We start from the raw sequence: 25,060 nt of genomic DNA, 5'->3' as shown, positions 1-25,060 counted from the left end.
TGACCAAAAATCGAGGGCTCGCGAATCAATACCTGGCTTAAACTACTGTTCAAGCATCCAGACATCGGCACTACGACATCTGGTGGCCACCACCCAAGTCATTGATTCCAAGGAGATTTTCATGGACGCACCCGTCAAGAACGCCGCAGCCCAAAGCGAGAAGACCAAGGCCCTGCAGGCCGCGCTGGCCCAGATCGAAAAGCAGTTCGGCAAGGGCACCATCATGCGCCTGGGCGAAGGCGAGGTGATCGAGGACATCCAGGTCGTCTCTACCGGCTCGCTGGGGCTGGACATCGCGCTCGGCGTCGGCGGCCTGCCGCGCGGCCGCGTGGTCGAGATCTATGGCCCGGAATCGTCGGGCAAGACCACGCTCACGCTGCAGGTCATCGCCGAAATGCAGCGGCTGGCCGGCACCTGTGCCTTCGTGGACGCCGAGCATGCGCTGGACATCCAGTACGCCCAGAAGCTGGGCGTGAACCTGCAGGAACTGCTGATCAGCCAGCCCGACACCGGCGAGCAGGCGCTGGAAATCGTCGACTCGCTGGTGCGCTCGGGCGCCGTGGACCTGATCGTGGTCGACTCGGTCGCCGCGCTGACGCCCAAGGCCGAGCTCGAAGGCGAAATGGGCGATTCGCTGCCCGGCCTGCAGGCCCGTTTGATGAGCCAGGCACTGCGCAAGCTCACGGCCACGATCAAGAAGACCAACTGCATGGTCATCTTCATCAACCAGATCCGCATGAAGATCGGCGTGATGTTCGGCAGCCCCGAGACCACCACCGGCGGCAACGCGCTGAAGTTCTACGCCTCGGTGCGCATCGACATCCGCCGCACCGGCACCATCAAGAAGGGCGACGTGGCCATCGGCAACGAGACCAAGGTCAAGGTGGTCAAGAACAAGGTGGCGCCGCCGTTCAAGACGGCCGAGTTCGACATCCTGTTCGGCGAGGGCATCAGCCGCGAGGGCGAGATCATCGACATGGGCGTGGAAGCGCGCATCGTCGACAAGTCCGGCGCCTGGTACGCCTACAACGGCGAGAAGATCGGCCAGGGCCGCGACAACGCGCGCGAATTCCTGCGCGAGAACCGAGACCTGGCGCACGAGATCGAGAACAAGGTGCGTGAAAGCCTGGGCATCGCCCTGCTGCCGCCCAAGCTGACCGCCGAAGCGGCGTGATCCCCGGCGCGCGCCCCACGCTGTCGCTCAAGGGCCGTGCGCTGCGCTACCTGAGCCAGCGCGAGCACTCGCGCCAGGAACTCGAACGCAAGCTGGCGCGCCACACCGACCAGCCCGAGGAACTGGCCCGTGCGCTCGACGAGCTGCAGACCAAGGGCTTCATCAGCGAAGCCCGGGTCGTCGAATCGGTGCTGCACCAGCGGGCCGCCCAGTTCGGCGCGCTGCGGCTGCGCCAGGAGCTGCAGCACAAGGGCGTGGCGCCCGCGGCCATTGCCGAAGCCGTCGCCAGCCTGAAGGACACCGAGCTCGAACGCGCCACGGCGCTGTGGCGCCGCCGCTTCGAGCCGCCGGCCGATGCCAGGGAGCGGGCGCGGCAGACCCGCTTCCTGCTCGCGCGCGGATTCAGCGGGGCCGTGGTGGCACGCGTGCTGAAGGGAACGGCCGACGATTGAACGGCCGGCCAGTGCGCGACAGGCGCGCTGGCCAAATTCGGGCACCATCACCACGCCCTCGCCGACCCTGTTGCCCCGCATGCCTTCTTCCCCCGCGCACGCCCTGCGCGCCCTCGTCTTCGCCTTCGGCCTGAGCCAGTTCTTCCGCGGCTGCCTGGCCGTGATCGCGCCCGAGCTGCAACGCGACCTCGGGTTGTCGGCCGCCGGCTTCGGCAGCCTGTCGTCCTGCTTCTTCCTGGCCTGCGCGCTGGCGCAGATCCCGGTCGGCATTGCGTTCGACCGCTACGGCGTGGGCCGGCCCACGCGTTGGCTGCTGGCGCTGGGCGTGGTCTCGGCGGTGCTGTTCGTGCTGGCGCCGAACGGCGTCACGGCCATGCTGGCGCAGGCCGGGCTGGGCGCCGCCTGCGCGCCGGTGTTCATGGGGCTCATGCACTACGCAGGCGCGCATCTGCCGGCCGAACGCTATGTGCCCTTCGTCGGCCGCGCGAATGCCATCGGCATGGTCGGCGCGCTGTGCGCCACCGCGCCGCTCGGCTGGCTGGCCCAGCGCGTAGGCTGGCGCCTGGCGCTCTCGGTGTCGGTGGTCTGCATGGCCATGGCCTGCTGGGGCGTGTGGCGCCATGTGCGTGACGCCGGGCCGGCGGCCGCCAGCCGCGAACCGCCCGCGGCCATGCTGCGGGTCAGCCTGCGACTGCTGGTGCGGCCGGTGCTGTGGACGCTGATCCCGCTGTGCATCGCCATGGCGGCCGGCACGGCCTTTCGCAACGCCTGGGGCGGCCCCTACCTGGCCGACATGTTCGGGCTGGACACGCAGACGCGCGGCCTGGTGCTGACCTTGCTGAGCGTGGCCGGCTTCGCCACGGCGCTGCTGCTGCCGGTGCTGGTGCGCCGCAGTTCGTTGCGCCGCGCCGTGCTGGGGTGGGGCCTCGTCTCCATGGCCGGCGCCGCCCTGCTGGCGCTGTGGCCGGGTGGCGGCGCACTGGCGCTGCACATGCTGCCGCTGGCCGTGCTGGCGACCTTCGGCATGGTGCACCCACTGGTCATGACGCATGGGCGCGAACTGCTGCCGGCGACGCTGCGGGGCCGCGGCCTGGGTGTGCTGAACACCTTCGTGTTCCTGGGCGCCGCCCTGGCGTCCTGGGCCTTCGGCCTGATCGCCGATGCCGGGCACCAGGCCGGCTGGACGCTGGAGCAGACATGGTCGGGCATCTTCGTGTGCGCAGGCGTGCTGATGCTGGGCGGCCTGCTGGCCTATGTGTTCAGCCCGGCGCCGGGCTCTGCGCAGCTGCGGCAGTGAGCGCCAACGGGGCTCAGAGCCCCAGCATCAGCTTGAGGTTCTGCACCGCGGCGCCGCTGGCGCCCTTGCCCAGGTTGTCCAGCCGCGCGATGACGACCGCATGGCGGTGGTCTTCGTTCGGGAACACGCGGATCTCGAGCTGGTTCGTGTCGTTCAGCGCAGTGGGCTCCAGCTTGCCGTCGTCGGTGGGCGGCAGCACTTTCACGAACTGATCGGGCGTGTTGCTCTTGGCATAGTGCGCAGCCAGGGCGTCGTGCAGGTCGCTAGCACGCGGCTTGCCCGACAGGTCGTCCAGATGCAGCGGCAACTGCACCAGCATGCCCTGGCGGAAATTGCCGACCGAGGGGATGAACACGGGGCGCTTGGCGAGGCCCGTGTAGCGCATGATCTCGGGGATGTGCTTGTGCTTGAGGCCTAGCGCGTAGGTCTCGAACAGCGGCGCCTCGTTCTTTTCGTAGGCTTCGATCATGGTGCGGCCGCCACCGGAGTAGCCGCTGACCGAGGGCAGCGCGATCGGGAAGTCGGCCGGCAGCAGGCCCGCGTCGACCAGCGGGCGGACCATGGCGATGGCGCCGGTGGCGTAGCAGCCCGGATTGGCGACCCGGTCGGCCTTGGCAACCGCCTCGGCATGGCCGGCCACCAGTTCAGGAAAGCCGAACACCCAGGCCGGGTTCACGCGGTGCGCCGTCGAGGCGTCGATGATCTTGGGCTTCTTGCCCGCCAACTGGTCGATCAACGCCACCGACTCGATCGCGGCGTCGTCATGCAGGCACAGCACGACCAGATCCACGCCGGCCATCAGCTCGCGTTTCGCACCGACATCCTTGCGCAACTCGGGCGCGATGCTCACAAGTTCGATCTGCGGCATGGTCTGCAGACGCTCGCGGATTTGCAGCCCGGTGGTGCCGGCTTCGCCATCGATGAAGACCTTGGCCATGGTGTTTCGCTCTCGTGGTGGTACGTAGTGCCCGCACATAATTGGTGCAGCGCACCATGATACAGTCCGCGACTGTCTGCCACCCGGTTGTCAAGCCGCCGTCGTCCGCAGACAACACCGCAGAGCCCAGATCTCACCCCTCCCCGTCTCCAACTTTCTTCCGAGAGATTCCCTCATGAAGATTCACGAATACCAAGGCAAGGAAATCCTTGCCAAGTTCGGCGTACCGGTGCCTCGCGGCATTCCGGCCTACACGGTGCAGGAGGCGGTCGAGGCCGCCCAGAAACTCGGTGGCCCGGTCTGGGTGGTCAAGGCCCAGATCCACGCGGGTGGCCGCGGCAAGGGCGGTGGTGTCAAGGTGGCCAAGAGCGTCGACGACGTCAAGCGCATCGCGGGCGAGATCCTGGGCATGCAGCTCAAGACGCACCAGACCGGCCCCGAGGGCCAGAAGGTCCGCCGCCTCTATATTGAAGACGGCGCCGACATCCACAAGGAGTACTACGTCTCAGCCGTGACCGACCGCGCGACGCAGAAGATCGCCTTCATCGCGTCCAGCGAAGGCGGCATGGACATTGAGGAAGTGGCCCACTCCTCGCCCGAGAAGATCATCACGGTCTACGCTGACCCCAAGGAAGGCCTGACCGACGCGCAAGCCAAGGAAATTGCCGACGGCATCGGCATGCCGGCCGATTCGACCGCGCAGACCGTCGACATCCTGAAGAAGCTCTACACCTGCTACATGGAAACGGACGCCTCGCTGGTCGAGATCAATCCGCTGAACCGTGACAGCAAGGGCAAGGTCATGGCGCTGGACGCCAAGTTCAACTTCGACAGCAACGCGCTGTTCCGCCACCCCGAGATCGTCGCCCTGCGCGACCTGGACGAGGAAGACGCGGCCGAAGTGGAAGCCTCCAAGTTCGATCTGGCCTACATCAGCCTGGACGGCAACATCGGCTGCCTGGTAAACGGCGCCGGCCTGGCCATGGCCACCATGGACACCATCAAGCTGTTCGGCGGCGAGCCGGCCAACTTCCTGGACGTGGGCGGCGGAGCCACCCCCGAGAAGGTGACCGAAGCCTTCAAGATCATGCTGAAGAACAAGAACGTCGAGGCCATCCTCGTCAACATCTTCGGCGGCATCATGAAGTGCGACACCATCGCCACCGGCGTGATCGCAGCCTGCAAGGCCGTGAACCTGCAGGTGCCGCTGGTCGTGCGCATGAAGGGCACGAACGAAGTCGAAGGCAAGAAGATGCTGGCCGATTCGGGTCTGCCGATCATCAGCGCCGACACCATGGCGGAAGCGGCCCAGAAGGTCGTGGCAGCTACCAAGAAAGCCTAAGGAACCGTCATGTCGATCTACATCAACAAAGACACCAAAGTCATCACCCAGGGCATCACCGGCAAGACCGGCCAGTTCCACACGGAAAAGTGCCAGGAATACGCGAACGGCAAGAACGCCTTCGTAGCCGGTGTGAACCCGAAGAAGGCCGGCGAGTCGATCTTCAACATCCCGATCTACGCCTCCGTCAAGGAAGCCGCTTCGCAGACCGGCGCCACCGTGTCGGTGATCTACGTGCCGCCTCCGGGCGCCGCCGCCGCGATCTGGGAAGCCGTCGAGGCCGACCTGGACATGGCGATCTGCATCACTGAGGGCATCCCGGTCCGGGACATGCTGGAAGTGCGCAACAAGATGAAGGCCAAGGAAGCCGCTGGCGGCAAGAAGACGCTGCTGCTGGGCCCGAACTGCCCCGGCTTGATCACGCCCGACGAGATCAAGATCGGCATCATGCCCGGCCACATCCACCGCAAGGGCCGCATCGGCGTGGTCTCGCGCTCCGGCACGCTGACCTATGAAGCCGTGGCCCAGCTGACCGAAATCGGCCTGGGCCAGTCCAGCGCCGTCGGCATCGGTGGCGACCCGATCAACGGCCTGAAGCACATCGACGTGATGCAGGCTTTCAACGACGATCCCGACACCGACGCCGTGATCATGATCGGCGAGATCGGTGGCCCGGACGAGGCGGACGCCGCCCGCTGGTGCAAGGCCAACATGAAGAAGCCGGTGGTCGGCTTCATCGCCGGCGTCACCGCGCCTCCCGGCAAGCGCATGGGCCATGCCGGCGCGCTGATCTCTGGTGGCGCCGACACGGCGGACGCCAAGCTGGCCATCATGGAAGAGTCCGGCTTCACCGTGACGCGCAACTTCTCCGAGCTGGCCAAGCTGCTCAAGACCAAGCTGTAAGAGCGGGTACGCAGTTCCACGCACTGCAGGCCGGCAGATCGCCGGCTAGACTGCACTGACAAACAAGAAAGCGCCCTGACCGGGCGCTTTCGCATTCATAACAGTCGGAGTCGTCATGCTTGCTGGTCTCGATCTTTCTTCTGCCACGTTCTGGAGCGCGCTCGGCTCCATCCTGCTGGCCAACGTCGTCCTGTCGGGCGACAACGCCGTGGTCATCGCCATGGCCGCGCGCACGCTCAAGCCCGAGCAGCGTGGCAAGGCGATCTTCTTCGGCAGCGCCGCAGCCATCGTCATGCGGATTTTGCTGACCCTGGTCGCGATCCGGTTGCTGGGCATGCCCTTCCTGAAGATCGTCGGCGGCTGCCTGCTGGGCTATATCGGCGTGGACTTGCTGATGGGTGAAGACGAGGGCGGCGGCGACGGGCAGGAAGTCACCGGCATGATGGCGGCGATCCGCACTATCCTCGTCGCCGATCTGGTCATGAGCCTGGACAACGTGCTGGCCGTCGCCGCCGCCGCCAAAGGCAATATGCCGCTGCTGGTGATCGGGCTGGTGGTCAGCATTCCGTTGATCGTGTTCGGCGCCAGCTTGCTGACCAAGGTCATGGAGCGATTCCCCATCATCATCACGATCGGAGCCGCACTGCTCGGCTTCCTGGCCGGCGAGATGCTGCTGACCGATCCGGCCGTGGCCAACTACGTGGGCGCCGTCAGCGAGACCACGGTGCAGGCGGCCGGCGTTGCGGGTGCCGTTTTGGTGGTCGCGATCGGCAACTGGCTACAGAAGCGGGCCAGCCGATCCTGAGGCGCGCCAGCACGCCTGTGGCAGGAATGGCGCACCTGGCGCTCGGCCCAGGCTTGAAACCGCAGATATTTTCAGGCTGGCCGCCTATTTGATCGCTGCGCGTAACAGAATGTCGGCTCCGCATCGCATTCCGGCTGTCCATTCGCGTGGGCCTGTGGACGCGGTGCTTGGCATGCGAGTTCCGACAATGAAAGGCGGCAGTGCGGAAACAGGGGCATCTTCAACGCGCGTCGGGCCGCACGGCCATGGCGCAGGCTGCGCGTAGCCGCAGCGGTTGATGCCGGCACCGCGCGCCCACGAGATGAATTACGAGTTCTGCGCGCAGACCCACGCCGGTTTGCTGCGAAAAAACAATGAGGACGCTGTCACTGTCGATGCGGCGGTCGGCCTGAGCGTGCTGGCCGACGGCATGGGCGGCTACAACGCCGGCGAAGTGGCCAGCAGCATGGCGGCCAGCATCATCCGCGCGGAACTCGGGCGCTGGCTGAGGGCCTCGGGCGCGGAAGCCCCGTCCAAAGAGGTGCGCAAGGCGATCGACGCCAGTGTCGGCCACGCCAATTTGGCCGTCTTCAACGCCGCGCGCCACAACCCCAGCTACGCGGGCATGGGCACAACGCTCGTGGTTGCCGTGTTCCGCGACGCCCGGCTGTTCCTGGGCCACATCGGCGACTCGCGCTGCTACCGCCTGCGGCAGGAGTTGGTGCAGATCACGAAGGACCATTCGCTGCTGCAGGAACAGCTGGACGCGGGGCTGATCACGCCGGCGCAGGCGGCGTTCTCGACGCAGCGCAACCTGGTCACGCGTGCCCTGGGCATCGAGGACAGCGTGCTGCTGGAGCTCAATGAATTTGCGGTGGAGTCCGAAGACATCTACCTGCTGTGCTCGGATGGCCTGTCCGACATGGTGGACGACGCCAGCATCGCCAGCATCGTGCGGGCCGCCGGCTCGCTGGACGACAAGGCGCGCCAACTGGTGGACGTGGCCAACGCCCGCGGTGGCCGCGATAACATCACCGTGCTACTCGTGCAAGCCCAATCCGACACCCGCAGGCCCAGCCTCATGGCCAGGCTGTTGCGCAACTAGGCACTGACAAAGAGATCCATGACCAGATTCAGGAGCGGACCATGCCGAAGCTGATCGTTTCGATCGATGGTGTCGTCATCAAGGAAGTGCAGCTGACCAAGGACCGTACGACATTGGGCCGGCGCCCGTACAACGACGTCGTGATCGACAACCTGGCCGTCAGCGGCGAACACGCAGCCGTGCTGCTGTCGGGCACGGAGGTGCAGCTGGAAGACCTCAACAGCACGAATGGCACCTATGTCAACAGCCGCGCCATCCGCAAGCAGTCGCTGCGCCACAACGACATGGTCGAGATCGGCAAGTACAAGATCAAGTTCCTGAACGAACTGCAGGACACGGCCCAGGACCGCGCCACGGCAGCGCGCGGGCCTGTCACGACACCGCGTGCCGCCGAGGCGCCGGTCCCCCAGAGGCGGGCCTTCGACCCGGTCGCGCCTGTGGCGCAGCCGGAGGCCACCGCCCCGGCATCGATCCGCGTCATCTCCGGCGCGGCAGCTGGCCGGGAGGTCACGCTCGTGAAAGTCGTGACGACCCTGGGCAAGCCGGGCGTGGCCGTGGCCGCCATCACGCGCAAGCCGCAAGGCTATGTGGTCGTGCATGTCGAGGGCGGGGAATTCCCGCTGCTCAACGGTGCGGCGGTCAGCACGACGCCGATGGGCCTAAAAAATGGCGACATTCTTCAGCTAGCCGGCACGCAGATGCAATTCATCTACACGGGCTGAGCCGCTTCGGGCAGGCGCTCCGGTCGCAAAGCGACACGCAAAACTCGCCCGCCTGCGCTCGAATCCGTCAAAATAGTTGCGACAGGCCTGCCCCGAACGTGTAGCCTGATGTAACGGCTGCCCTTCCCATCCACGTCCGGGCGGCACCGATTTCACAACCGACCAAGGAAACGGATGAAACTGCGTGTGCTGGGCTGTTCCGGGGCGATCGCCAAGGACTGTCGCACCACTTCGTTTCTGGTCGATTCCGCGGTGCTGATCGACGCGGGGACAGGTGTCGGTGACCTCACGCTGGAAGAAATGCGCGGCATCGACCACGTGTTCCTAACCCATTCGCATCTGGACCACATCGCGGCCCTGCCGCTGATGGTCGACGCCATCGCCTCCCAACGCCGCAGTCCGATCTGCATCCATGCCTTGTCAGGCACCATCGCAGCGCTCAAGGCCCATGTGTTCAACAACGTGATCTGGCCGGATTTCAGCCGCATCCCGTCGCAGGCCGCGCCTTTCATCAGCTTCCACGAAATCGCCATCGGCCAGGTCGTACAGGTCGGCGGGACGTCGGTCGAAGCCATGCCTGCCGTCCACACGGTGCCGGCCTGCGGCTACGCGGTGTCCGCGGGCGGGCCATGCTGGGTGTTCACGGGCGATACCGAGCGCAACCCGGCGTTCTGGAAGCGGCTGGAAACCATGGACGTCGCCATGCTGGTCATCGAGACCGCGTTCAGCAACCGGGAGCAGGACTTGGCGCGGCGCAGCCTGCACCTGTCACCGATGGCGCTGGCCGACGAGCTCGGCCACCTGGCACCGCAGCGCAAGCTGCCGATCTACATCACGCACACCAAGCCGTCCGAGACGGTGCTGATCATGGCCGAGATCGAAGAATTCGACCGCAACGCCAGCGCGGCCGGCCAGCCGGGCCACGACATCCGCTGGCTGGAAGCGGGCCAGGAATTCGAGATCTGATCAGGGCGCCGGTGGCGCTACCTTGAAGTCGATCGAAAACAGATACCAGAGGATCAGGGTCGGGATCACCACAGGCAGCGACATCGCCAGGAATAGCACCAGGGCGAGCACGAACGCCGACACATCCTGCCACCACTGCCGCAGCACGATGCGCAGGTCGACGTTCCAGAAGTACTCCTTGTCCTTCATCGCGCCCTCCGGTGTAGGTCGATACAGGGTGCCGGCCAGTTTAGCCCTGCCCCCCGCAAAAAACCTTGTGCGCGCTGGCGTATGCAAGTGACGCCTGACTTTTATCTGCTAACCTGCACTTTCCATTGCCACTATCGAACAAGGGGGATTCCATGTCCAAAACCACCGCATCCAGCGTCGAATCGCAAGAACAACTGGTCAGCGACATCAAATCCGTGATCTCCGACGCCGAGGAGATGCTCAGCGCGACGGCCGACCAGGCTGGCGAGAAGGTCACCAACCTGCGCGCCCGCATCAAGGCCCGTCTGCATGATGCCAAGCTGCGCCTGGTCGACGCGGAAGAAGCCCTGCTGGTCAAGACCAAGGCCGCCGCCCGCGCCACCGACGACTACGTGCACGAATCGCCTTGGACCGCCATCGGCGTCGCCGCGGCTGTCGGCGTGCTGCTGGGCCTGGCCCTCGGCGGCGGCGCACGGCGTTGATCCGGCATGCGCCCACAAGGGCGCTGACAAAGACCCCACATGGCTAGTGCCGGCCGCACGGGCCCGATCGCGGCCCTGAAACGCGTCGCCGAGACGCTGCTCACCATGGGCCAGACCAGGTTGCAGCTGCTGGGCAACGAGATCCAGATCGAAAAGCACCGCGCGCTGCAGCAGCTGCTGCGCACGCTGCTGGCTGTCGTGTTCGCGTCCCTGGCCCTGGTGGTCGGCATCGGCTTGCTGTTGGTGCTGATGTGGGACCAGCGCGTCGCGGTGCTGGCCGTGCTGTTCTTGGTGTTCGTGGCCTTTGCCGCCTGGCTGGCCTGGTCCGTCAAGCAGGGCGCCGACACCGAAGACCACCCATTCGCGGCCAGCCTGGCCGAATTGCAGGCCGACCTGCGCCAACTGAAAGCCGCTTCCAGCGATGGCCCGCCGCAAGAGCCTCGCTGAACTGCAGCGCGAGCGCGGCCGCCTGCTCGAACGCATCGCCGGACAGCGCGAAACGCTGGCAGTGCAGTGCGTGCCGGTGCTGCACCTGCTGCAGTTTGGCGAGCGCATCGCGCAGACCGTGCAATCGGCCAAGAGCTTCGTGCAGAAGCACCCCTGGGCCATGGGTTCGGTTGCCGCGGTGCTGGCCCTGCGCCGGCCCCGCAAGCTGGGGCGCTGGGCGCGCCGCGGCCTGTTCCTGTGGCGCAGCTGGCGCACGGCGCGCACCGTATTCGCGTCTGTCCAGCGTCAGCTGGACCAGATGGGCTAAGTCTCCAGATACCGCTGCAGATAGCGCCCGGTGTGGCTGCGCGCATCGGCCGCGATCTGCTCCGGCGTACCCGCGGCGACCACGGTGCCGCCGCCGGCCCCACCCTCCGGGCCCATGTCGATGAGCCAGTCGGCCGTCTTGATGACGTCCAGGTTGTGCTCGATCACGACGATGGTGTTGCCTGCATCGCGCAGCTGGTGCAACACCTGCAGCAGCAGATCGATGTCGGCGAAATGCAGCCCTGTCGTCGGCTCGTCCAGGATGTACAGCGTGCGCCCGGTATCGCGCTTGGACAGCTCCAGCGCCAGCTTCACGCGCTGCGCTTCGCCGCCGGACAGGGTCGTCGCCGCCTGGCCGAGCTTGACGTAGGAGAGCCCGACGTCCAGCAGCGTCTTGAGCTTGCGCGCGATGTTCGGCACGGCCTGCAGGAAGTCGTGCGCCGCCTCCACCGTCAGCTCCAAGATCTGCGCAATGTTGCGGCCCTTGTAGAGCACCTCCAGCGTCTCGCGGTTGTAGCGCTGGCCGTGGCAGACATCGCAGGGCACGTAGACATCGGGCAGGAAGTGCATCTCAACCTTGACCATGCCGTCGCCCTGACAGGCCTCGCAGCGCCCGCCCGCCACGTTGAAGCTGAAGCGGCCCGGCCCGTAGCCGCGCTCGCGCGCCATCGGCACCTCGGCCATCAGCTCACGGATCGGCGTGAACAATCCGGTGTAGGTGGCCGGGTTGCTGCGCGGCGTGCGGCCGATCGGCGACTGATCGACGTTGATGACCTTGTCGAAGTACTCCAGGCCCAGGATCTCGTCATGCGGCGCGGGCTCGTCGTGCGCGCGGTAGATGTGGCGCGCGGCCGCGGTGTACAGGGTGTCGTTGACCAGCGTCGACTTGCCCGACCCGGACACCCCGGTCACGCAGGTCAGCAGGCCCACGGGCACGTCCACGTCCACACCCTTGAGGTTGTGCCCGCGCGCGCCGCGCACGCTCAGCATCTGCAGCCGCGCCGGCGCCTTGGCGTCCGCATCCGTCACCGGCAGCCACGGCGTGCGGCGCGGTGGCACGGCGATCTGCAGCGTCTGCGACAGGTACTGGCCGGTCAACGAACGCGTGTTGGCCTTCACGGCTTCGTAGTCGCCCTGGGCCACGACCTGGCCGCCGTGCACGCCCGCGCCCGGCCCCATGTCGATGATGTGGTCGGCCGCGCGCATCATGTCTTCGTCGTGTTCGACGACCAGCACGCTGTTGCCGATGTCGCGCAAGTGCTTCAGGGTGTCGATGAGCCGGTCGTTGTCGCGCTGGTGCAGGCCGATGCTGGGCTCGTCCAGCACGTACATCACCCCCGTCAGGCCCGAGCCGATCTGCGAGGCCAGGCGGATGCGCTGCGACTCGCCGCCCGACAGGGTTTCCGCGCTGCGGTCCAGGCTCAGATAGTTCAGCCCCACATCATTCAGGAACTTGAGCCGCAGGCCGATCTCGCGCACCACCTTGGAGGCGATCTCGGCCTTGGCGCCATGCATCTGCAGCCCGTCGAAGTAGGCCAAGCTCTCGCGCAGCGTGGTGCTGCTGATCTGGTAGATCGCGCGCGCCTGCGCGCCTTCGCCGATCTTCACGTGCCGGGCCTCGCGACGCAGCCGCGAGCCATGACAGTCCGGGCAGGCCTGGGTGCTGCGGTAGCGCGCGAGATCCTCGCGCACCACGGCCGAATCGGTCTCGCGGTAGCGCCGCTGCATGTTGGGGATCACGCCTTCGAACGGATGTTTCTTGCTCAGCTTCTTGCCCTGGAAGTTGCCGGACTCCATGACGTAGCTGAACTTGATCTCTTCCTCGCCGGAGCCGTGCAGCACGGCCTGCTGCACCTCGGCCGGAAGAGCCTCGAACGGCGTCTCGACGTTGAACTTGTAGTGCTTGGCCAAGCTTTCGAGCAGCGCGAAGTAGTAGCCGTTGCGCCGGTCCCAGCCCTTGATCGCGCCACTGGCCAGGCTCAGCGTGGGGAAGCCCACGACGCGCATGGGATCGAAGAACTCCTGCGCGCCCAGGCCGTCGCAGCTCGGGCAGGCGCCCACGGGCGAATTGAACGAGAACAGCCGCGGCTCCAGCTCGCTGATCGAGTAGCTGCAGACCGGGCACGAGAACTTGGCGTTGAACAGGTGCTCGCGTGGCGTGCCCGGCGTACCGTCGGCGTTCGCGGCGGCGTCCATCTCCAGCGCGATGGCCCGGCCCTCGGCCAGACGCAGGGCCGCCTCGAAGCTCTCGGCCAACCGCTGGCGCAGGCCGCTGGCCTCGGCCTCGCGCCGCACCTTGAGCCGGTCGATCACCACGTCGATGTCGTGCTTTTCGGTCTTCTTGAGCTTGGGCAGGTTGTCGAATTCGTAGGACTGGCCATCCACGCGAAAACGCACATAGCCCTGGGCCTGCAGGTCGGCGAAAACCTCGGTGAACTCGCCCTTGCGCTCGCGCGCGATGGGCGCCAGCACCATGAGGCGCATGTCCTCGGGCAGCGCCAGCACCGTGTCGACCATCTGCGTGACGGTCTGCGCCGACAGCGGCAGGTCGTGGTCGGGGCAATACGGCGTGCCGGCGCGCGCGAACAGCAGGCGCAGGTAGTCGTGGATCTCGGTCACCGTGCCCACGGTCGAGCGCGGGTTGTGGCTGGTGGCCTTTTGCTCGATCGAGATGGCCGGCGACAGGCCCTCGATCATGTCCACATCGGGCTTGTCCATGAGCTGCAGGAACTGCCGCGCATAGGTGGACAGACTCTCCACATAGCGGCGCTGCCCCTCGGCGTACAGCGTGTCGAAGGCCAGCGAGGATTTGCCCGAGCCGGACAGCCCGGTGATCACCACGAGCTGGTTGCGCGGGATGTCCAGGTCGATGTTCTTGAGGTTGTGCGTGCGCGCCCCGCGGACGCTGATGCGCTGCTGCTGCAGCGCCGTCGCGAGGTAGGAGCCGTCCGTGGGATTGTTCAAGATGCGCGCTCGGGAAAACCCGACATGATACGGGGCACCGCATGAATCCGCAGCGCAGCCGCTCGCGGCGCAGCCAGAGCATGCGGCACAATTGGCGCCCTTTTCCTCTCTCCGATCGGCAGCACACCATGGCATCCGTCAACAAAGTCATCATCGTCGGCAACCTGGGCCGTGACCCCGAAGTGCGCAGCTTCCCCAGTGGGGACCGGGTGGCCAATGTCACGGTCGCCACCACCGAGACCTGGAAGGACAAACAGACCGGCGAGCGCCGCGAAGCCACTGAATGGCACCGCCTTGTGTTTCGCGGCCGGCTGGTCGACATCGTTGAGCAGTACCTGCGCAAGGGTTCTCAGGTCTACATCGAAGGCTCGATCCGCAGCCGCAAGTACAACGACGCGTCAGGCGCTGAGAAGTCGATCACCGAAATCAACGTCAACGAGATGACCATGCTGGGCAGCCGCCAGGGCATGGGTGGTCCCGGCCCATCCAGTGGTGGCGGCGATGATGACGGTGGCTACGAGGCGCCCCGCCGCCCGGCACCCGCCAGCCGCCCCGCAGCCGCCGCACCGCGCGCACCGGCTGCGGCGCCCAAGGCGTCGAGCGGTTTCGACGACATGGACGACGACATTCCGTTCTGATCGTCAGGTACGACCCACCTCACCACAAGGGGGTACTGGCCGCCAGGCTGGCACCCCCTTGTCACGTCTGGGTACAGGCTCAGGGCGTGGCTGCCGCGATGACGCCACCGCCCAGGCAGACCTCACCGTCGTACAGCACGGCCGACTGCCCCGGCGTCACGGCCCACTGCGCGCCGTCGAACGACAGCGCGAACGCGCCGTTCGCGCCTTCTGCCAGGCGGCATGGCGCGTCGGCCTGGCGGTAGCGGGTCTTGCTGGCGTAATCGGCCGGCTCCGGCGCTGCACCGGCGACCCAGCTCGCGTTGTCCGCATCCAGGGCATGCGACAGCAGCCAGGGATGCTCATGGCCCTGCACCACCCACAAGGTGTTGGCGGCGATGTCCTTGCGCGCGACGAACCAGGGCGCATGCTCGCCACCGCCGCGCGGCGCGCCTTTCTCCTTGATCCCGCCGATGCCCAGGCCCTGGCGCTGGCCCAGCGTGTAGAAGCTCAGGCCCTGGTGCTCGCCCAGCACGCGGCCACGCTCGTCCTTGATCGGGCCGGGCTCCTTGGCGATGTAGCGGTTCAGGAACTCGCGGAACGGGCGCTCGCCGATGAAGCAGATACCGGTCGAGTCCTTCTTCTTCGCGTTGGGCAGCGCGATCTCGGCGGCGACGCGGCGCACCTCGGTCTTGTGCAGCTCGCCCACGGGGAACAGCGTCCTGGACAGCTGCGCCTGCGTCAGCCGGTGCAGGAAGTAGCTCTGGTCCTTGGACGGGTCCAGGCCCTTGAGCAACTCGAAACGGCCGTCGCGCTCGCGCACGCGGGCGTAGTGCCCGGTAGCGATCTTCTCGGCGCCCAGCCGCATGGCGTGGTCCAGGAAGGCCTTGAACTTGATCTCGGCATTGCACAGCACGTCGGGGTTGGGCGTGCGGCCGGCCTGGTACTCGCGCAGGAATTCGGCGAACACGCGGTCCTTGTAGTCGGCCGCGAAGTTGACATGCTCGATCTCGATGCCTAGCACGTCGGCCACGGCCGCGGCATCCACGAAGTCGATGTTCGACGAGCAGTATTCGCTGTCGTCGTCGTCTTCCCAGTTCTTCATGAAGATGCCCACGACGTCGTAGCCCTGCTGCTTGAGCAGGTACGCGCTCACCGCGGAATCGACCCCGCCACTCAATCCGACCACGACACGCTGCTTGCCCATGCGGCGATTCTAGAAAGCGGCCGCCGGCGGCGGGCGCTGCCGCGCCAAAGGCCCTGGCAGGCGCCGGTCAGCCGGCCAGTACCGACGGGTCGGTGAACACCAGGTCCAACGGGTAGCGCCGGCCGGCCAGGTAGTCCTCCATGCAACGCAGCAGCAGCGGGCTGCGGTGGCGGTCGGCACTGGCGCGCACTTCGTCCGGCGTCAGCCACAGGGTGCGCACGATGCCCTGGTCCAGCGCGCGGTCGGCCTCGGGCGCGCCCACGGCGCCGCAGAACGCGAAGCGCAGGTAGGTCACGTCCTCTCCCGTCGCCTCGCGCACGAAGCGCGCCAGGTAGACACCGACCAGCGCCGTGGGCTGGAACGGATGCGCCGTCTCCTCCAGCGTCTCGCGCACGCAGCCTGCAAGCGGCGACTCGCCCGGGTCCAGGTGGCCGGCCGGGTTGTTCAGCCGCAGGCCCTCGGGCGTTTCCTCCTCGACCAGCAGGAAGCGGCCTTCGCGCTCGATGACGGCAGCGACGGTGACACTCGGTTTCCAGCGTGTTGGCATGGCACGGATGATAGGGTTCGGTGTGTTGCCGGCCGTCGGCGCCTAGGCCGAGGCCTCGCGCGAAGGCGCGGGAGCCGCATCGGCGTTGACCTGCGGCACCGACACGTACAGCAGCCAGCCGTTGTCGAAGGAGGTCTCGTCGACCTTGAACAGGCGGCCATCCCACATGTCGACCACGAAGCTGCGGTACGGGCGGCTGCGCCGCTTGGCATCGGCCATGCGCAGCCAGGCCTCGATGTCGTCGGCGTCGATGCGCGGCCCGCGGCGCCGGGCGTGGCAGTGGCGCATCACGTCGCCGAAGCTGTGTGCGACGGGCGGCGACGCATGCAGCGCAATGAAGGTCGCGTTGGCCAGCACCAGCCGGTCGGCCGGGTCGTACAGGGCCACGGCGGCCGCGCCGCTGTCCAGCTTGGCCAGCAGGCCCGCAAGCGCACGCGGGTCGCGCGTCAGCAGCCCCAGGGCGCCGGGCTCGTCCACGCGCGAGGGCGGCTGCGCCTCGCCAGCCGTGCTGACGCGGTCGCGCCCCTCGTGCTTGGCGCGGTACAGCATCTGGTCGGCCAGGCGCATCCAGGCCTCGTGGCTGGCCAGGTCGCGGCTCAGGCCGGCCACGCCGAAACTCACGGTAACCACTTCGCCATCCAGCAGGGGCTGCTGGTGCAGGCGCAGGCGCAGGCGCTCCATGGCCACAGCCGCGGCCTGCGGATCGGTCTGCGGCATCACGATGCCGAACTCCTCGCCGCCGTAACGGCCCGGCACGTCGATGTCACGCAAGCTTGCACGCACCAGGTCGGACAGGCGCCGGATGACCTGGTCGCCCGCCGCGTGGCCGTAGCTGTCGTTGATGCGCTTGAAATGGTCGATGTCGATCAGCACCAGCGTGGCCACCTGCCCGGTGCGCACGAAGCGCGCGAACTCGTCTTTCACGCGCTGCTCCCAATAACGGCGGTTGTACAGGCCCGACAGGCCGTCGTGCTGGCTCAGGTGGGCCAGCTCTTCGCGCTGCTGGTTGAGCTTGCGCAGCGTGCGGTGGGTCGTGTAGCTGACGCTGAGCGGGTGCAGCACCAGCAAGGGCAGGCAGGCCAGCACGGTTTGCATCGCGCTGGCCGGCTGCCAGTAGACGCCGAACAACAGCAGGCCGGCGAGCACGCCCACGGCCTGCGTGGCCAAGCCGCGCAACATCTGGCGCGAGCCGCCGACGATCATGCTGTCCATGGCCATCAAGGCCACGATCAGCACGCTGGGCAACACGTTGAAACCGATCGCGGCGACCCACAGGCCGCCGGCGAAATGGTCGATCAACAGGTTGGAGCGCTCGCGCTGCTGCGGGTCGGGCGCACGGCGCGCGAGCTGCCAGGCCAGATGGGGCCACAGAAACCCATGCACGACCGGGCCAACCCAGAACCACCACGGCGCACTGCGTTCGTGGAGCACGGAGGCCACGGCGAGAAAGCCCAGCGCCAGCCCGATGACCCGCGGCCAGAAGATCGCCCGCGCGAACGCCGTCGAGTGAACAGGCGTCGCATCGGGGGGCACCATCGGCGTCTTCGGCATGCAGATCCTCACACCATTTGCGGTCCATCTTATCTGTCCGCAATCTGCCCGTTTGCGTAGGGAAGTCAGGTAAGCTCGCGGCCCATCGGAGACAACGAGGGAAGGAAATCGCCATGTCGATGGCAGGACCGCCGAAGGCACCGTGCAGTGCCGGCCGGCGCACCAGCACGACAACCGATGGCGCACGCGACAGACCCATCTGAGAACGCAGACGCACAGCCCGGCACGGCGCGCGCCCCGCGGCACCTGCGCGCAGCCCCTGCGTTTGCCCCACGCAACACGGCCAGCTTCCGAGGAGACTTTTCATGACAACCAGTTCCACCCAGCCTGCGCAGCGCATCGGCGTGCCGCGGGAGATCTTTCCCGGCGAAAAGCGCGTGGCCACGGTGCCCGACGTCGTCGAGAAGCTGATCAAGCTCGGCTTTCAGGTGGCGGTGCAAGCCGGTGCCGGCGAAGCCGCCAACTTCAGCGACGACGCTTACCGGGCGGCCGGGGCCGAGATCATCGAGGGCGCGCCCGCGCTCTGGGCGGCCTCCGACATCGTGTTCAAGGTGCGCCCGCCCAGCCCCGACGAAGTGGCCCTGATGCGCGAGGGCGCCACGCTGATCGACTTCATCTGGCCCGCGCAGAACCCCGATCTGATGCAGCAGCTGGCGGCCCGCAAGGCCACGGCGCTGGCCATCGACTGCCTGCCGCGCACGCTCTCGCGCGCCCAGAAGATGGACGCATTGACCTCCATGGCTGGCGTATCCGGCTACCGCGCCGTGATCGAGGCGGCCAACGCCTTTGGCCGCTACTTCAACGGCCAGATCACGGCCGCGGGCAAGGTGCCACCTGCCAAGGTGTTCATCGCCGGCGCCGGCGTGGCGGGCCTGTCGGCCATCGGCACGGCGGCCAACCTGGGCGCCATCGTGCGCGCCAACGACACGCGCGCCGAGGTGGCCGACCAGGTCACCTCGCTCGGCGGTGAGTTCGTGAAGGTGGACTACGAGGAAGAAGGCTCGGGCGGCGGTGGCTATGCCAAGGTGATGAGCGAGGGCTTCCAGGCCGCGCAGCGTGCGATGTACGCCAAGCAGGCCCAGGATGCCGACATCATCATCACCACCGCGCTGATCCCCGGCAAGCCTGCGCCCAAGCTCATCACGGCCGAGATGGTGCAGAGCATGAAGCCCGGCAGCGTGATCGTGGACATGGCGGCCGAGCAGGGCGGCAACTGCGAGCTGACGGTGCCCGGCGAAGCCGTGGTGCGCCACGGCGTGACCATCGTGGGCTACACCGACCTGGCCTCGCGCCTGGCCAAGCAGGCCTCCACGCTGTACGCCACCAATTTGCTGCGCCTGACCGAGGAGCTGTGCAAGGCCAAGGATGGCGTGGCCGTGGTGAATATGGAAGACGACGCCATCCGCGGCCTCACCGTGGTCAAGGACGGTGCCATCACCTGGCCCGCGCCGCCGATCGCCCAGGCCCCCAAGCCGCCCGCCAAGCCCGCTGCCCCCGCCGTGGCCCAGAAGAAGGGCGGCCACGGCCATGGCAGCAGCGGCCCGCTGCCGGCCAGGACGCTGGCGATCATCTTCGCGGTGGCCGCCGTGGCCTTCTGGCTCATCGGCACCGCGGCGCCGGCCGCCTTCCTGAGCCATCTGACGGTGTTCGTGCTGGCCTGCTTCATCGGCTACATGGTGGTGTGGAACGTGACGCCCGCGCTGCACACGCCGCTGATGAGCGTGACGAATGCGATCTCCAGCATCATCGCCATCGGCGCGCTGGTCCAGATCGCACCACCGGACGGCGCGGCGGGAGGCCGGCCCGACGACCTGATCCGCTGGCTGGCCTTCGCCGCGCTGGTGCTCACGGCCGTCAACATGTTCGGCGGCTTTGCCGTCACGCGCCGCATGCTCGCCATGTTCCAGAAATAAGAAGAGCGAGAAGAGAACACCATGTCCCAAAGTCTCGCCACCGTCGCCTACCTGGGCGCCGCCATCCTGTTCATCCTGAGCCTGGGGGGCCTGTCCAACCCGGAGACCTCGCGCCGCGGCAACCTGTTCGGCATGGTCGGCATGGCGCTGGCTGTGCTGGCCACCATCTTCGGGCCGCGCGTGAGCGCCGGCGGTGTCGCCTGGATCGTCGTCGCGCTCGTGATCGGGGGCGGCATCGGCCTGTACGCCGCCAAGGTCGTCAAGATGACCCAGATGCCCGAACTGGTCGCGCTCATGCACAGCCTGGTGGGCCTGGCGGCCTGCCTCGTGGGGTTCGCCAGCTATGTCGACACCTCGATCCAGTTGCAAGGCGCCGAGAAGGTCATCCACGAGGTGGAGATCTATGTCGGCATCCTGATCGGTGCCGTCACCTTCGCCGGCTCGCTGATCGCCTTCGGCAAGCTCAACGGCAAGATCGGCGGCAAGCCGCTGCTGCTGCCTGCGCGCCACTGGCTCAACCTGGCCGCGCTGCTGCTGGTGGTCTGGCTGGGCCGTGTCTTCATCCATGCCGACACCGTGGGCGCCGGCATGCTGCCGCTGCTGGTCATGACGGTGATCGCGCTCGCCTTCGGCGTGCACATGGTGATGGCCATCGGCGGTGCCGACATGCCCGTGGTGGTCTCCATGCTCAACAGCTATTCGGGCTGGGCTGCCGCGGCCACCGGCTTCATGCTCTCCAACGACCTGCTGATCGTCACCGGCGCGCTGGTGGGCTCCTCGGGCGCCATCCTGTCCTACATCATGTGCCAGGCCATGAACCGCAACTTCATCAGCGTGATCGCAGGCGGCTTCGGCTCCGGCGCACCGGCCAAGAAGGGCGGCGACGCCGCGGCGGCCGAGCCGCAGGGCGAGGTCACGCCCATCAGCGCCACGGAGACCGCCGAGCTGCTGCGCGAGGCCAAGAGCGTGGTCATCGTGCCCGGCTACGGCATGGCCGTGGCCCAGGCGCAGCACACCGTGAACGAGATCACGCGCACGCTGCGCGACAAGGGCGTGAACGTGCGCTTCGCCATCCACCCCGTGGCCGGCCGCATGCCGGGCCACATGAACGTGCTGCTGGCCGAGGCACGCGTGCCCTACGACATCGTGATGGAGATGGACGAGGTCAACGAGGACTTCCCCGAGACGGATGTCGCCATGGTCATCGGCGCCAACGACATCGTGAATCCGGCCGCGCAGGACGACCCGGCCAGCCCCATCGCGGGCATGCCGGTGCTGGAGGTGTGGAAGGCCCGGCAGTCCATCGTGATGAAGCGCTCCATGGCCTCGGGCTATGCCGGCGTGGACAACCCACTCTTCTACAAGGAGAACAACCGCATGTTGTTCGGCGACGCGAAGAAGATGCTGGACGAGGTGCTGACAGCGCTGAAGGCCTGATCGCCGGCCGGCCCCACCCTGCAGGACGTGAGGGCCCCGGCCATGGAACGGCCACGGCGTTGCCCCCTGCCGACCTAGGGACAACGCTCTCGGTGCGCCCTGTGCGCACGGCCACAATGCCCGCGTTCGACGCAGACTTAGAAGGAGACCCCATGACCGAACGCATCTGGCTCAACAGCTATCCGCAGGGCGTACCGGCCGATGTCGATGCCTCGGTCTATCCCTCGCTGGTGGCCCTGCTCGAGGAGAGCTTCACCAAGTTCGCCGACCGTCCGGCCTTCCACTTCATGGGCCGCGACGTCAGCTACGCGCAGACCGACCTGCTCAGCCGCAAGCTGGCCGCGTATCTGCAAAGCCTGGGCCTGGCGCGCGGCGACCGCGTGGCGATCATGATGCCCAACGTGCCGCAGTACCCCGTGGCCGTTGCCGCGATCCTGCGCGCCGGCTATGTGGTCGTGAACGTGAACCCGCTGTACACGCCGCGCGAGCTGGAAGGCCAGCTGCGCGACTCGGGCTCCAAGGCCATCGTCATCATCGAGAACTTCGCGACCACGCTGGCGCAGTGCATCGCGGCGACACCGGTCAAGCATGTGGTGCTGTGCGCGATGGGCGACCAGCTGGGCCTGCTCAAGGGGCTGCTCGTGAACTACGTGGTGCGCAACGTGAAGAAGCTCGTGCCGCCGTACGAACTGCCCGGCGCAGTGCGCTTCAACGACGCCATCGCCAAGGGCGCGAACGCCAGCTTCACCAAGCCCGCGATCGGCCCGGACGACATCGCCGTGCTGCAGTACACGGGCGGCACGACCGGGGTGGCCAAGGGCGCCGTGCTGCTGCACCGGAACATCATCGCCAACGTGCTGCAATCCGAGGCCTGGAACCAGCCCGCGATCCGCGGCGTGCCCCAGGGCGAGACCTACACCAGCGTCGGCGCGTTGCCGCTCTACCACATCTTCGCGTTCACGGTCAGCATGATGCTGGGCATGCGCGGGGGCGGCAAGCTGGTCCTGATCCCCAACCCGCGCGACCTGCCGGCCACGCTCAAGCAGCTGTCCACGCAGCGCATCCACAACTTCCCGGCGGTCAACACCCTGTTCAACGGGCTGGCCAACCACCCGGACTTCGGCACCGTGGACTGGAGCCACCTGCGCCTGTCGGTGGGCGGCGGCATGGCCGTGCAGAGTGCGGTCGCCAAGCTTTGGCTGGACAAGACCGGCTGCTCGATCTGCGAGGGCTACGGCCTGTCGGAGACCTCACCCTCGGCCAGCTGCAACCCGACCGACAGCAAGGAATACACGGGCTCCATCGGCGTGCCGCTGCCCAACACCTGGTTCAAGCTGGTCGACGACGACGGCAACGAAGTGCCGCCCGGCCAGCCCGGCGAGATCGCGATCAAGGGCCCGCAGGTGATGGCCGGCTACTGGCAGCGCCCCGACGAGACGGCCAAGGTCATGACGGAGGATGGCTACTTCAAGACCGGCGACATCGGCACCATGGACGCGCGCGGCTTCTTCCGCATCATCGACCGCAAGAAGGACATGATCCTGGTGAGCGGCTTCAACGTCTACCCGAACGAGATCGAGGACGTGGTCTCGCAACTGGACGGTGTGCTCGAGTGCGCCTGCGTGGGCGTGGCCGACGACAAGACCGGCGAGGCGGTCAAGCTGGTGCTGGTGCGCAAGTCGCCCGACCTGACCGAGGCCGCCGTGCGCGCCTACTGCAAGACCCACCTCACGGGCTACAAGCAGCCCAAGCTCGTCGAATTCCGCAACGACCTACCCAAGACGCCCGTGGGCAAGATCCTGCGCCGCGAGCTGCGCGACAAGACCTGATGCGCACCGCCATCGTCGGTGCGATGCAGGAAGAGCTGGCCGCCGTGCTGGCCCTGATGGCCGACGAGCAGCGCACCATGGTTGGCGGGCGCGCGTTCTGGACCGGCCATCTGCATGGCCAGGACGTTGTGGCCGTGCTGGCCCGCATCGGCAAGGTAGCGGCCGCCACGACGGCGACGCTGCTGGTCGAGCGCTTCGCGGTGGACCGTATCGTGTTCACGGGCGTTGCCGGCGGGCTGGGGCCGCAGGTGCGCGTGGGCGATGTCGTGGTCGCCAGCGCGTTCCTGCAGCACGACATGGACGCATCGCCGCTGTTCCCGCTCCACGAGGTGCCGCTGTATGGCCAGAGCCGTTTTGCGGCCGATGCCGACCTGCGTGCGGCACTCGTGCGTGCGGCGCGCCAGGCCTTGCCGCAGGCCGCCGTGCATGAGGGCCTGGTGGTCAGCGGCGACCGCTTCGTCAGCAGCGCTGCCGAGTCGCGCGCGCTGCAGGTCGCCTTGCCCGATGCGATGGCCGTGGAGATGGAGGGCGCGGCCTTCGCGCAGGTCTGCCACGATTTCGGCGTGCCGTTCGCAGCCGTGCGCACCATCTCCGACCGCGCCGACGACGCCGCGCATGGCGACTTCCTGCAGTTCGTGCGCACCGTGGCCAGCCCGCACTCGGCGGCCATCGTCGAGGCGCTGCTGCGCGCTACTTGAGCCAGCCGCGCTTGCGGAAGTACCACATGGGCACGAGTGCGCTGGCCAGCATCAGGCCGATGGCATAGGGGTAGCCCAGCTGCCAGTCCAGCTCGGGCATGAACTTGAAGTTCATGCCGTAGATGCTGGCGATCAAGGTCGGCGGCAGCAGCGCGACGCTGGCCACCGAGAAGATCTTGATGATCTTGTTCTGGTTGATGTTGATGAAGCCGACCGTGGCGTCCATCAGGAAGTTGATTTTGTCGAACAGGAAGGCCGTGTGGTTGTCCAGCGATTCGATGTCGCGCAGGATCTGCCGCGCCTCCTCGAACTGCTCGGCGTTGAGCATGCGGCTGCGCATCATGAAGCTGACCGCGCGGCGCGTGTCCATCACGTTGCGGCGGATGCGGCCGTTCAAGTCCTCATGCCGCGCGATCGCGCCCAGCACTTCGCCGGCCAGGTTGTCGGTCACGTCGCCAGCCAGTACCTGGGTGCTGACCTTCTCCAGTTCGACGTAGATGCCTTCGAGCGTGTCGGCCGAGTACTCGGCGTCGGCGTCGAACAGCTTGAGCAGCACTTCCTTGGCGTCTTCGAGCAAGCCCGGCGCCCGGCGCGCGCGCATGCGCAGCAGGCGGAACACGGGTACGTCCTCGTCGTGGATGGAGAACAGCACGCCGCGGCTCTTGAGCTCGGTGTTGTGCTGGTTCAGGATGAAGGCCACGCGCACCGAACGCGGGTCGTCCTCGTCGGCGATCAAAAAGTCGCTGCGGATGTGCAGCTCGCCGTTGTCCTCTTCGTAAAAGCGCGCCGACTCCTCGATGTCCTCGTCCATCGCGTCTTCGGGAATGGACAGGCCGTAGTACTGCTTGATCCAGCGCTTCTCTTCGAGCGTGGGCGACTCCAGGTCGACCCAGATCGGCTGGAACTGCGACAGCTCCTCGAGCGACTCGATTTCTTCCTGGACCAAGCGTCCGTTGGCCAGGGAAAAGATATTCAACATGAGGACCCCTGTGTGGTGTTCTAGGTCTGGAGGCGAAGCGGGTGGGGCGCTTTCGACCCCGGCACAGGGCGTCGAAAGCTACCGACTAGGGTAGGGATCCATGGGGGGTTTCTCGGTGACGAAAAGCCGCAAATTATGGCACCGCGCCCCGCCCCGACGCCTGCCACGACCGTTGGTCGCCCTGGGCTGTGGGCTTGCGCCGCCAGCTTGCA

Annotated in this window: 24 protein-coding genes; 17 read left to right on the top strand and 7 right to left on the bottom strand. The window is 67.1% G+C overall.

Annotation, left to right across the window (positions count from 1 at the left end; genetic code table 11):
• Positions 1–121 precede the first annotated feature (121 nt).
• The 3 genes from recA to ASF43_RS27550 all read left to right on the top strand — a co-directional run bounded on the left by recA (position 122) and on the right by ASF43_RS27550 (position 2,923).
• The gene (gene recA, locus ASF43_RS27560) at positions 122–1,174 is read left to right on the top strand and encodes a recombinase RecA (protein WP_056189248.1); all 1,053 of its coding nucleotides are present in this window, start codon (positions 122–124) and stop codon (positions 1,172–1,174) included.
• Positions 1,174–1,626, top strand: coding sequence for a recombination regulator RecX (gene recX / locus ASF43_RS27555; protein WP_156373556.1), 453 nt, complete (start codon positions 1,174–1,176; stop codon positions 1,624–1,626). The genes recA and recX overlap by 1 nt, the downstream gene beginning before the upstream one ends.
• Before the next feature lie 79 nt (positions 1,627–1,705).
• Positions 1,706–2,923: an MFS transporter gene (locus ASF43_RS27550; protein ID WP_056188830.1), complete on the top strand. Its 1,218-nt coding sequence runs from the start codon at positions 1,706–1,708 to the stop codon at positions 2,921–2,923.
• 13 nt (positions 2,924–2,936) lie between these two features.
• Here the strand turns inward: ASF43_RS27550 and argC are convergent, their stop codons facing one another.
• A complete protein-coding gene (gene argC, locus ASF43_RS27545) occupies positions 2,937–3,860 on the bottom strand; it encodes an N-acetyl-gamma-glutamyl-phosphate reductase (RefSeq protein WP_056188827.1) in 924 nt (307 codons plus the stop codon).
• A gap of 175 nt (positions 3,861–4,035) precedes the next feature.
• Between argC and sucC the strand changes: the two genes are divergently transcribed.
• The 6 genes from sucC to ASF43_RS27515 all read left to right on the top strand — a co-directional run bounded on the left by sucC (position 4,036) and on the right by ASF43_RS27515 (position 9,682).
• Positions 4,036–5,202: an ADP-forming succinate--CoA ligase subunit beta gene (gene sucC / locus ASF43_RS27540; RefSeq protein WP_056188824.1), complete on the top strand. Its 1,167-nt coding sequence runs from the start codon at positions 4,036–4,038 to the stop codon at positions 5,200–5,202.
• 9 nt (positions 5,203–5,211) lie between these two features.
• Positions 5,212–6,105 carry a succinate--CoA ligase subunit alpha gene (gene sucD, locus ASF43_RS27535; protein ID WP_056188822.1) on the top strand — a complete coding sequence of 298 codons (894 nt, stop codon included), beginning with the start codon at positions 5,212–5,214 and terminating at the stop codon, positions 6,103–6,105.
• A 115-nt stretch (positions 6,106–6,220) separates the two neighbouring features.
• Positions 6,221–6,910, top strand: coding sequence for a TerC family protein (locus ASF43_RS27530; protein ID WP_056188819.1), 690 nt, complete (start codon positions 6,221–6,223; stop codon positions 6,908–6,910).
• A gap of 301 nt (positions 6,911–7,211) precedes the next feature.
• A complete protein-coding gene (locus ASF43_RS27525; RefSeq protein ID WP_056189242.1) occupies positions 7,212–7,994 on the top strand; it encodes a Stp1/IreP family PP2C-type Ser/Thr phosphatase in 783 nt (260 codons plus the stop codon).
• Between the two features lie 41 nt (positions 7,995–8,035).
• Positions 8,036–8,716, top strand: a complete 681-nt coding sequence (locus ASF43_RS27520) for an FHA domain-containing protein (RefSeq protein ID WP_056188815.1) — start codon at positions 8,036–8,038, stop codon at positions 8,714–8,716.
• Positions 8,717–8,890: 174 nt separating this feature from the next.
• The gene (locus tag ASF43_RS27515; RefSeq protein WP_056188812.1) at positions 8,891–9,682 is read left to right on the top strand and encodes a 3',5'-cyclic-nucleotide phosphodiesterase; all 792 of its coding nucleotides are present in this window, start codon (positions 8,891–8,893) and stop codon (positions 9,680–9,682) included.
• Here the strand turns inward: ASF43_RS27515 and ASF43_RS27510 are convergent, their stop codons facing one another.
• Positions 9,683–9,871 carry a hypothetical protein gene (locus ASF43_RS27510; RefSeq protein ID WP_056188809.1) on the bottom strand — a complete coding sequence of 63 codons (189 nt, stop codon included), beginning with the start codon at positions 9,869–9,871 and terminating at the stop codon, positions 9,683–9,685. It lies immediately after the preceding gene.
• A 152-nt stretch (positions 9,872–10,023) separates the two neighbouring features.
• Between ASF43_RS27510 and ASF43_RS32130 the strand changes: the two genes are divergently transcribed.
• The 3 genes from ASF43_RS32130 to ASF43_RS27495 are packed head-to-tail and all read left to right on the top strand — an operon-like array spanning position 10,024 to position 11,107.
• Positions 10,024–10,353 carry a YqjD family protein gene (locus tag ASF43_RS32130; protein ID WP_056188806.1) on the top strand — a complete coding sequence of 110 codons (330 nt, stop codon included), beginning with the start codon at positions 10,024–10,026 and terminating at the stop codon, positions 10,351–10,353.
• A gap of 39 nt (positions 10,354–10,392) precedes the next feature.
• The gene (locus ASF43_RS27500) at positions 10,393–10,800 is read left to right on the top strand and encodes a phage holin family protein (protein WP_056188803.1); all 408 of its coding nucleotides are present in this window, start codon (positions 10,393–10,395) and stop codon (positions 10,798–10,800) included.
• Positions 10,775–11,107 (top strand): YqjK-like family protein, encoded by a 333-nt coding sequence (locus ASF43_RS27495; protein ID WP_056188799.1) that lies wholly within the window; start codon positions 10,775–10,777, stop codon positions 11,105–11,107. The genes ASF43_RS27500 and ASF43_RS27495 overlap by 26 nt, the downstream gene beginning before the upstream one ends.
• Here the strand turns inward: ASF43_RS27495 and uvrA are convergent.
• Positions 11,104–14,070 carry an excinuclease ABC subunit UvrA gene (gene uvrA / locus ASF43_RS27490; protein WP_056188797.1) on the bottom strand — a complete coding sequence of 989 codons (2,967 nt, stop codon included), beginning with the start codon at positions 14,068–14,070 and terminating at the stop codon, positions 11,104–11,106. The genes ASF43_RS27495 and uvrA overlap by 4 nt on opposite strands.
• A gap of 128 nt (positions 14,071–14,198) precedes the next feature.
• Between uvrA and ssb the strand changes: the two genes are divergently transcribed.
• Positions 14,199–14,708, top strand: a complete 510-nt coding sequence (gene ssb, locus ASF43_RS27485; protein WP_056189239.1) for a single-stranded DNA-binding protein — start codon at positions 14,199–14,201, stop codon at positions 14,706–14,708.
• A 79-nt stretch (positions 14,709–14,787) separates the two neighbouring features.
• Here ssb and mnmA read toward each other — a convergent pair whose 3' ends face one another.
• From mnmA to ASF43_RS27470, 3 genes are all read right to left on the bottom strand, one after another.
• Positions 14,788–15,894 carry a tRNA 2-thiouridine(34) synthase MnmA gene (gene mnmA / locus ASF43_RS27480; RefSeq protein ID WP_056188794.1) on the bottom strand — a complete coding sequence of 369 codons (1,107 nt, stop codon included), beginning with the start codon at positions 15,892–15,894 and terminating at the stop codon, positions 14,788–14,790.
• Between the two features lie 67 nt (positions 15,895–15,961).
• Positions 15,962–16,441 (bottom strand): NUDIX hydrolase, encoded by a 480-nt coding sequence (locus tag ASF43_RS27475; protein WP_056188792.1) that lies wholly within the window; start codon positions 16,439–16,441, stop codon positions 15,962–15,964.
• 42 nt (positions 16,442–16,483) lie between these two features.
• Positions 16,484–17,992: a diguanylate cyclase gene (locus ASF43_RS27470; RefSeq protein ID WP_156373552.1), complete on the bottom strand. Its 1,509-nt coding sequence runs from the start codon at positions 17,990–17,992 to the stop codon at positions 16,484–16,486.
• A 305-nt stretch (positions 17,993–18,297) separates the two neighbouring features.
• On the opposite strand from ASF43_RS27470, the gene ASF43_RS27465 reads away from it, so the two are divergent.
• The 4 genes from ASF43_RS27465 to ASF43_RS27450 all read left to right on the top strand — a co-directional run bounded on the left by ASF43_RS27465 (position 18,298) and on the right by ASF43_RS27450 (position 23,869).
• Positions 18,298–19,905 carry a Re/Si-specific NAD(P)(+) transhydrogenase subunit alpha gene (locus ASF43_RS27465; RefSeq protein WP_056188788.1) on the top strand — a complete coding sequence of 536 codons (1,608 nt, stop codon included), beginning with the start codon at positions 18,298–18,300 and terminating at the stop codon, positions 19,903–19,905.
• A 21-nt stretch (positions 19,906–19,926) separates the two neighbouring features.
• Positions 19,927–21,342, top strand: coding sequence for a Re/Si-specific NAD(P)(+) transhydrogenase subunit beta (gene pntB, locus ASF43_RS27460; protein WP_056188785.1), 1,416 nt, complete (start codon positions 19,927–19,929; stop codon positions 21,340–21,342).
• A 152-nt stretch (positions 21,343–21,494) separates the two neighbouring features.
• Complete coding sequence (locus ASF43_RS27455; protein ID WP_056188782.1) at positions 21,495–23,171, top strand: long-chain-fatty-acid--CoA ligase; 1,677 nt, start codon at positions 21,495–21,497, stop codon at positions 23,169–23,171.
• Positions 23,171–23,869 carry a 5'-methylthioadenosine/adenosylhomocysteine nucleosidase gene (locus ASF43_RS27450; protein ID WP_056188779.1) on the top strand — a complete coding sequence of 233 codons (699 nt, stop codon included), beginning with the start codon at positions 23,171–23,173 and terminating at the stop codon, positions 23,867–23,869. The genes ASF43_RS27455 and ASF43_RS27450 overlap by 1 nt, the downstream gene beginning before the upstream one ends.
• Here ASF43_RS27450 and corA read toward each other — a convergent pair.
• Positions 23,862–24,848 (bottom strand): magnesium/cobalt transporter CorA, encoded by a 987-nt coding sequence (gene corA / locus ASF43_RS27445; protein ID WP_056188774.1) that lies wholly within the window; start codon positions 24,846–24,848, stop codon positions 23,862–23,864. The genes ASF43_RS27450 and corA overlap by 8 nt on opposite strands.
• Positions 24,849–25,060 lie beyond the last annotated feature (212 nt).

This window comes from Pseudorhodoferax sp. Leaf267, assembly GCF_001422405.1.
In the GTDB taxonomy this organism is placed as follows: Bacteria; Pseudomonadota; Gammaproteobacteria; order Burkholderiales; family Burkholderiaceae_C; genus Pseudorhodoferax.
Note: the sequence above shows the minus strand (reverse complement) of the source record. Positions and strands in the feature narration are given on the sequence as shown.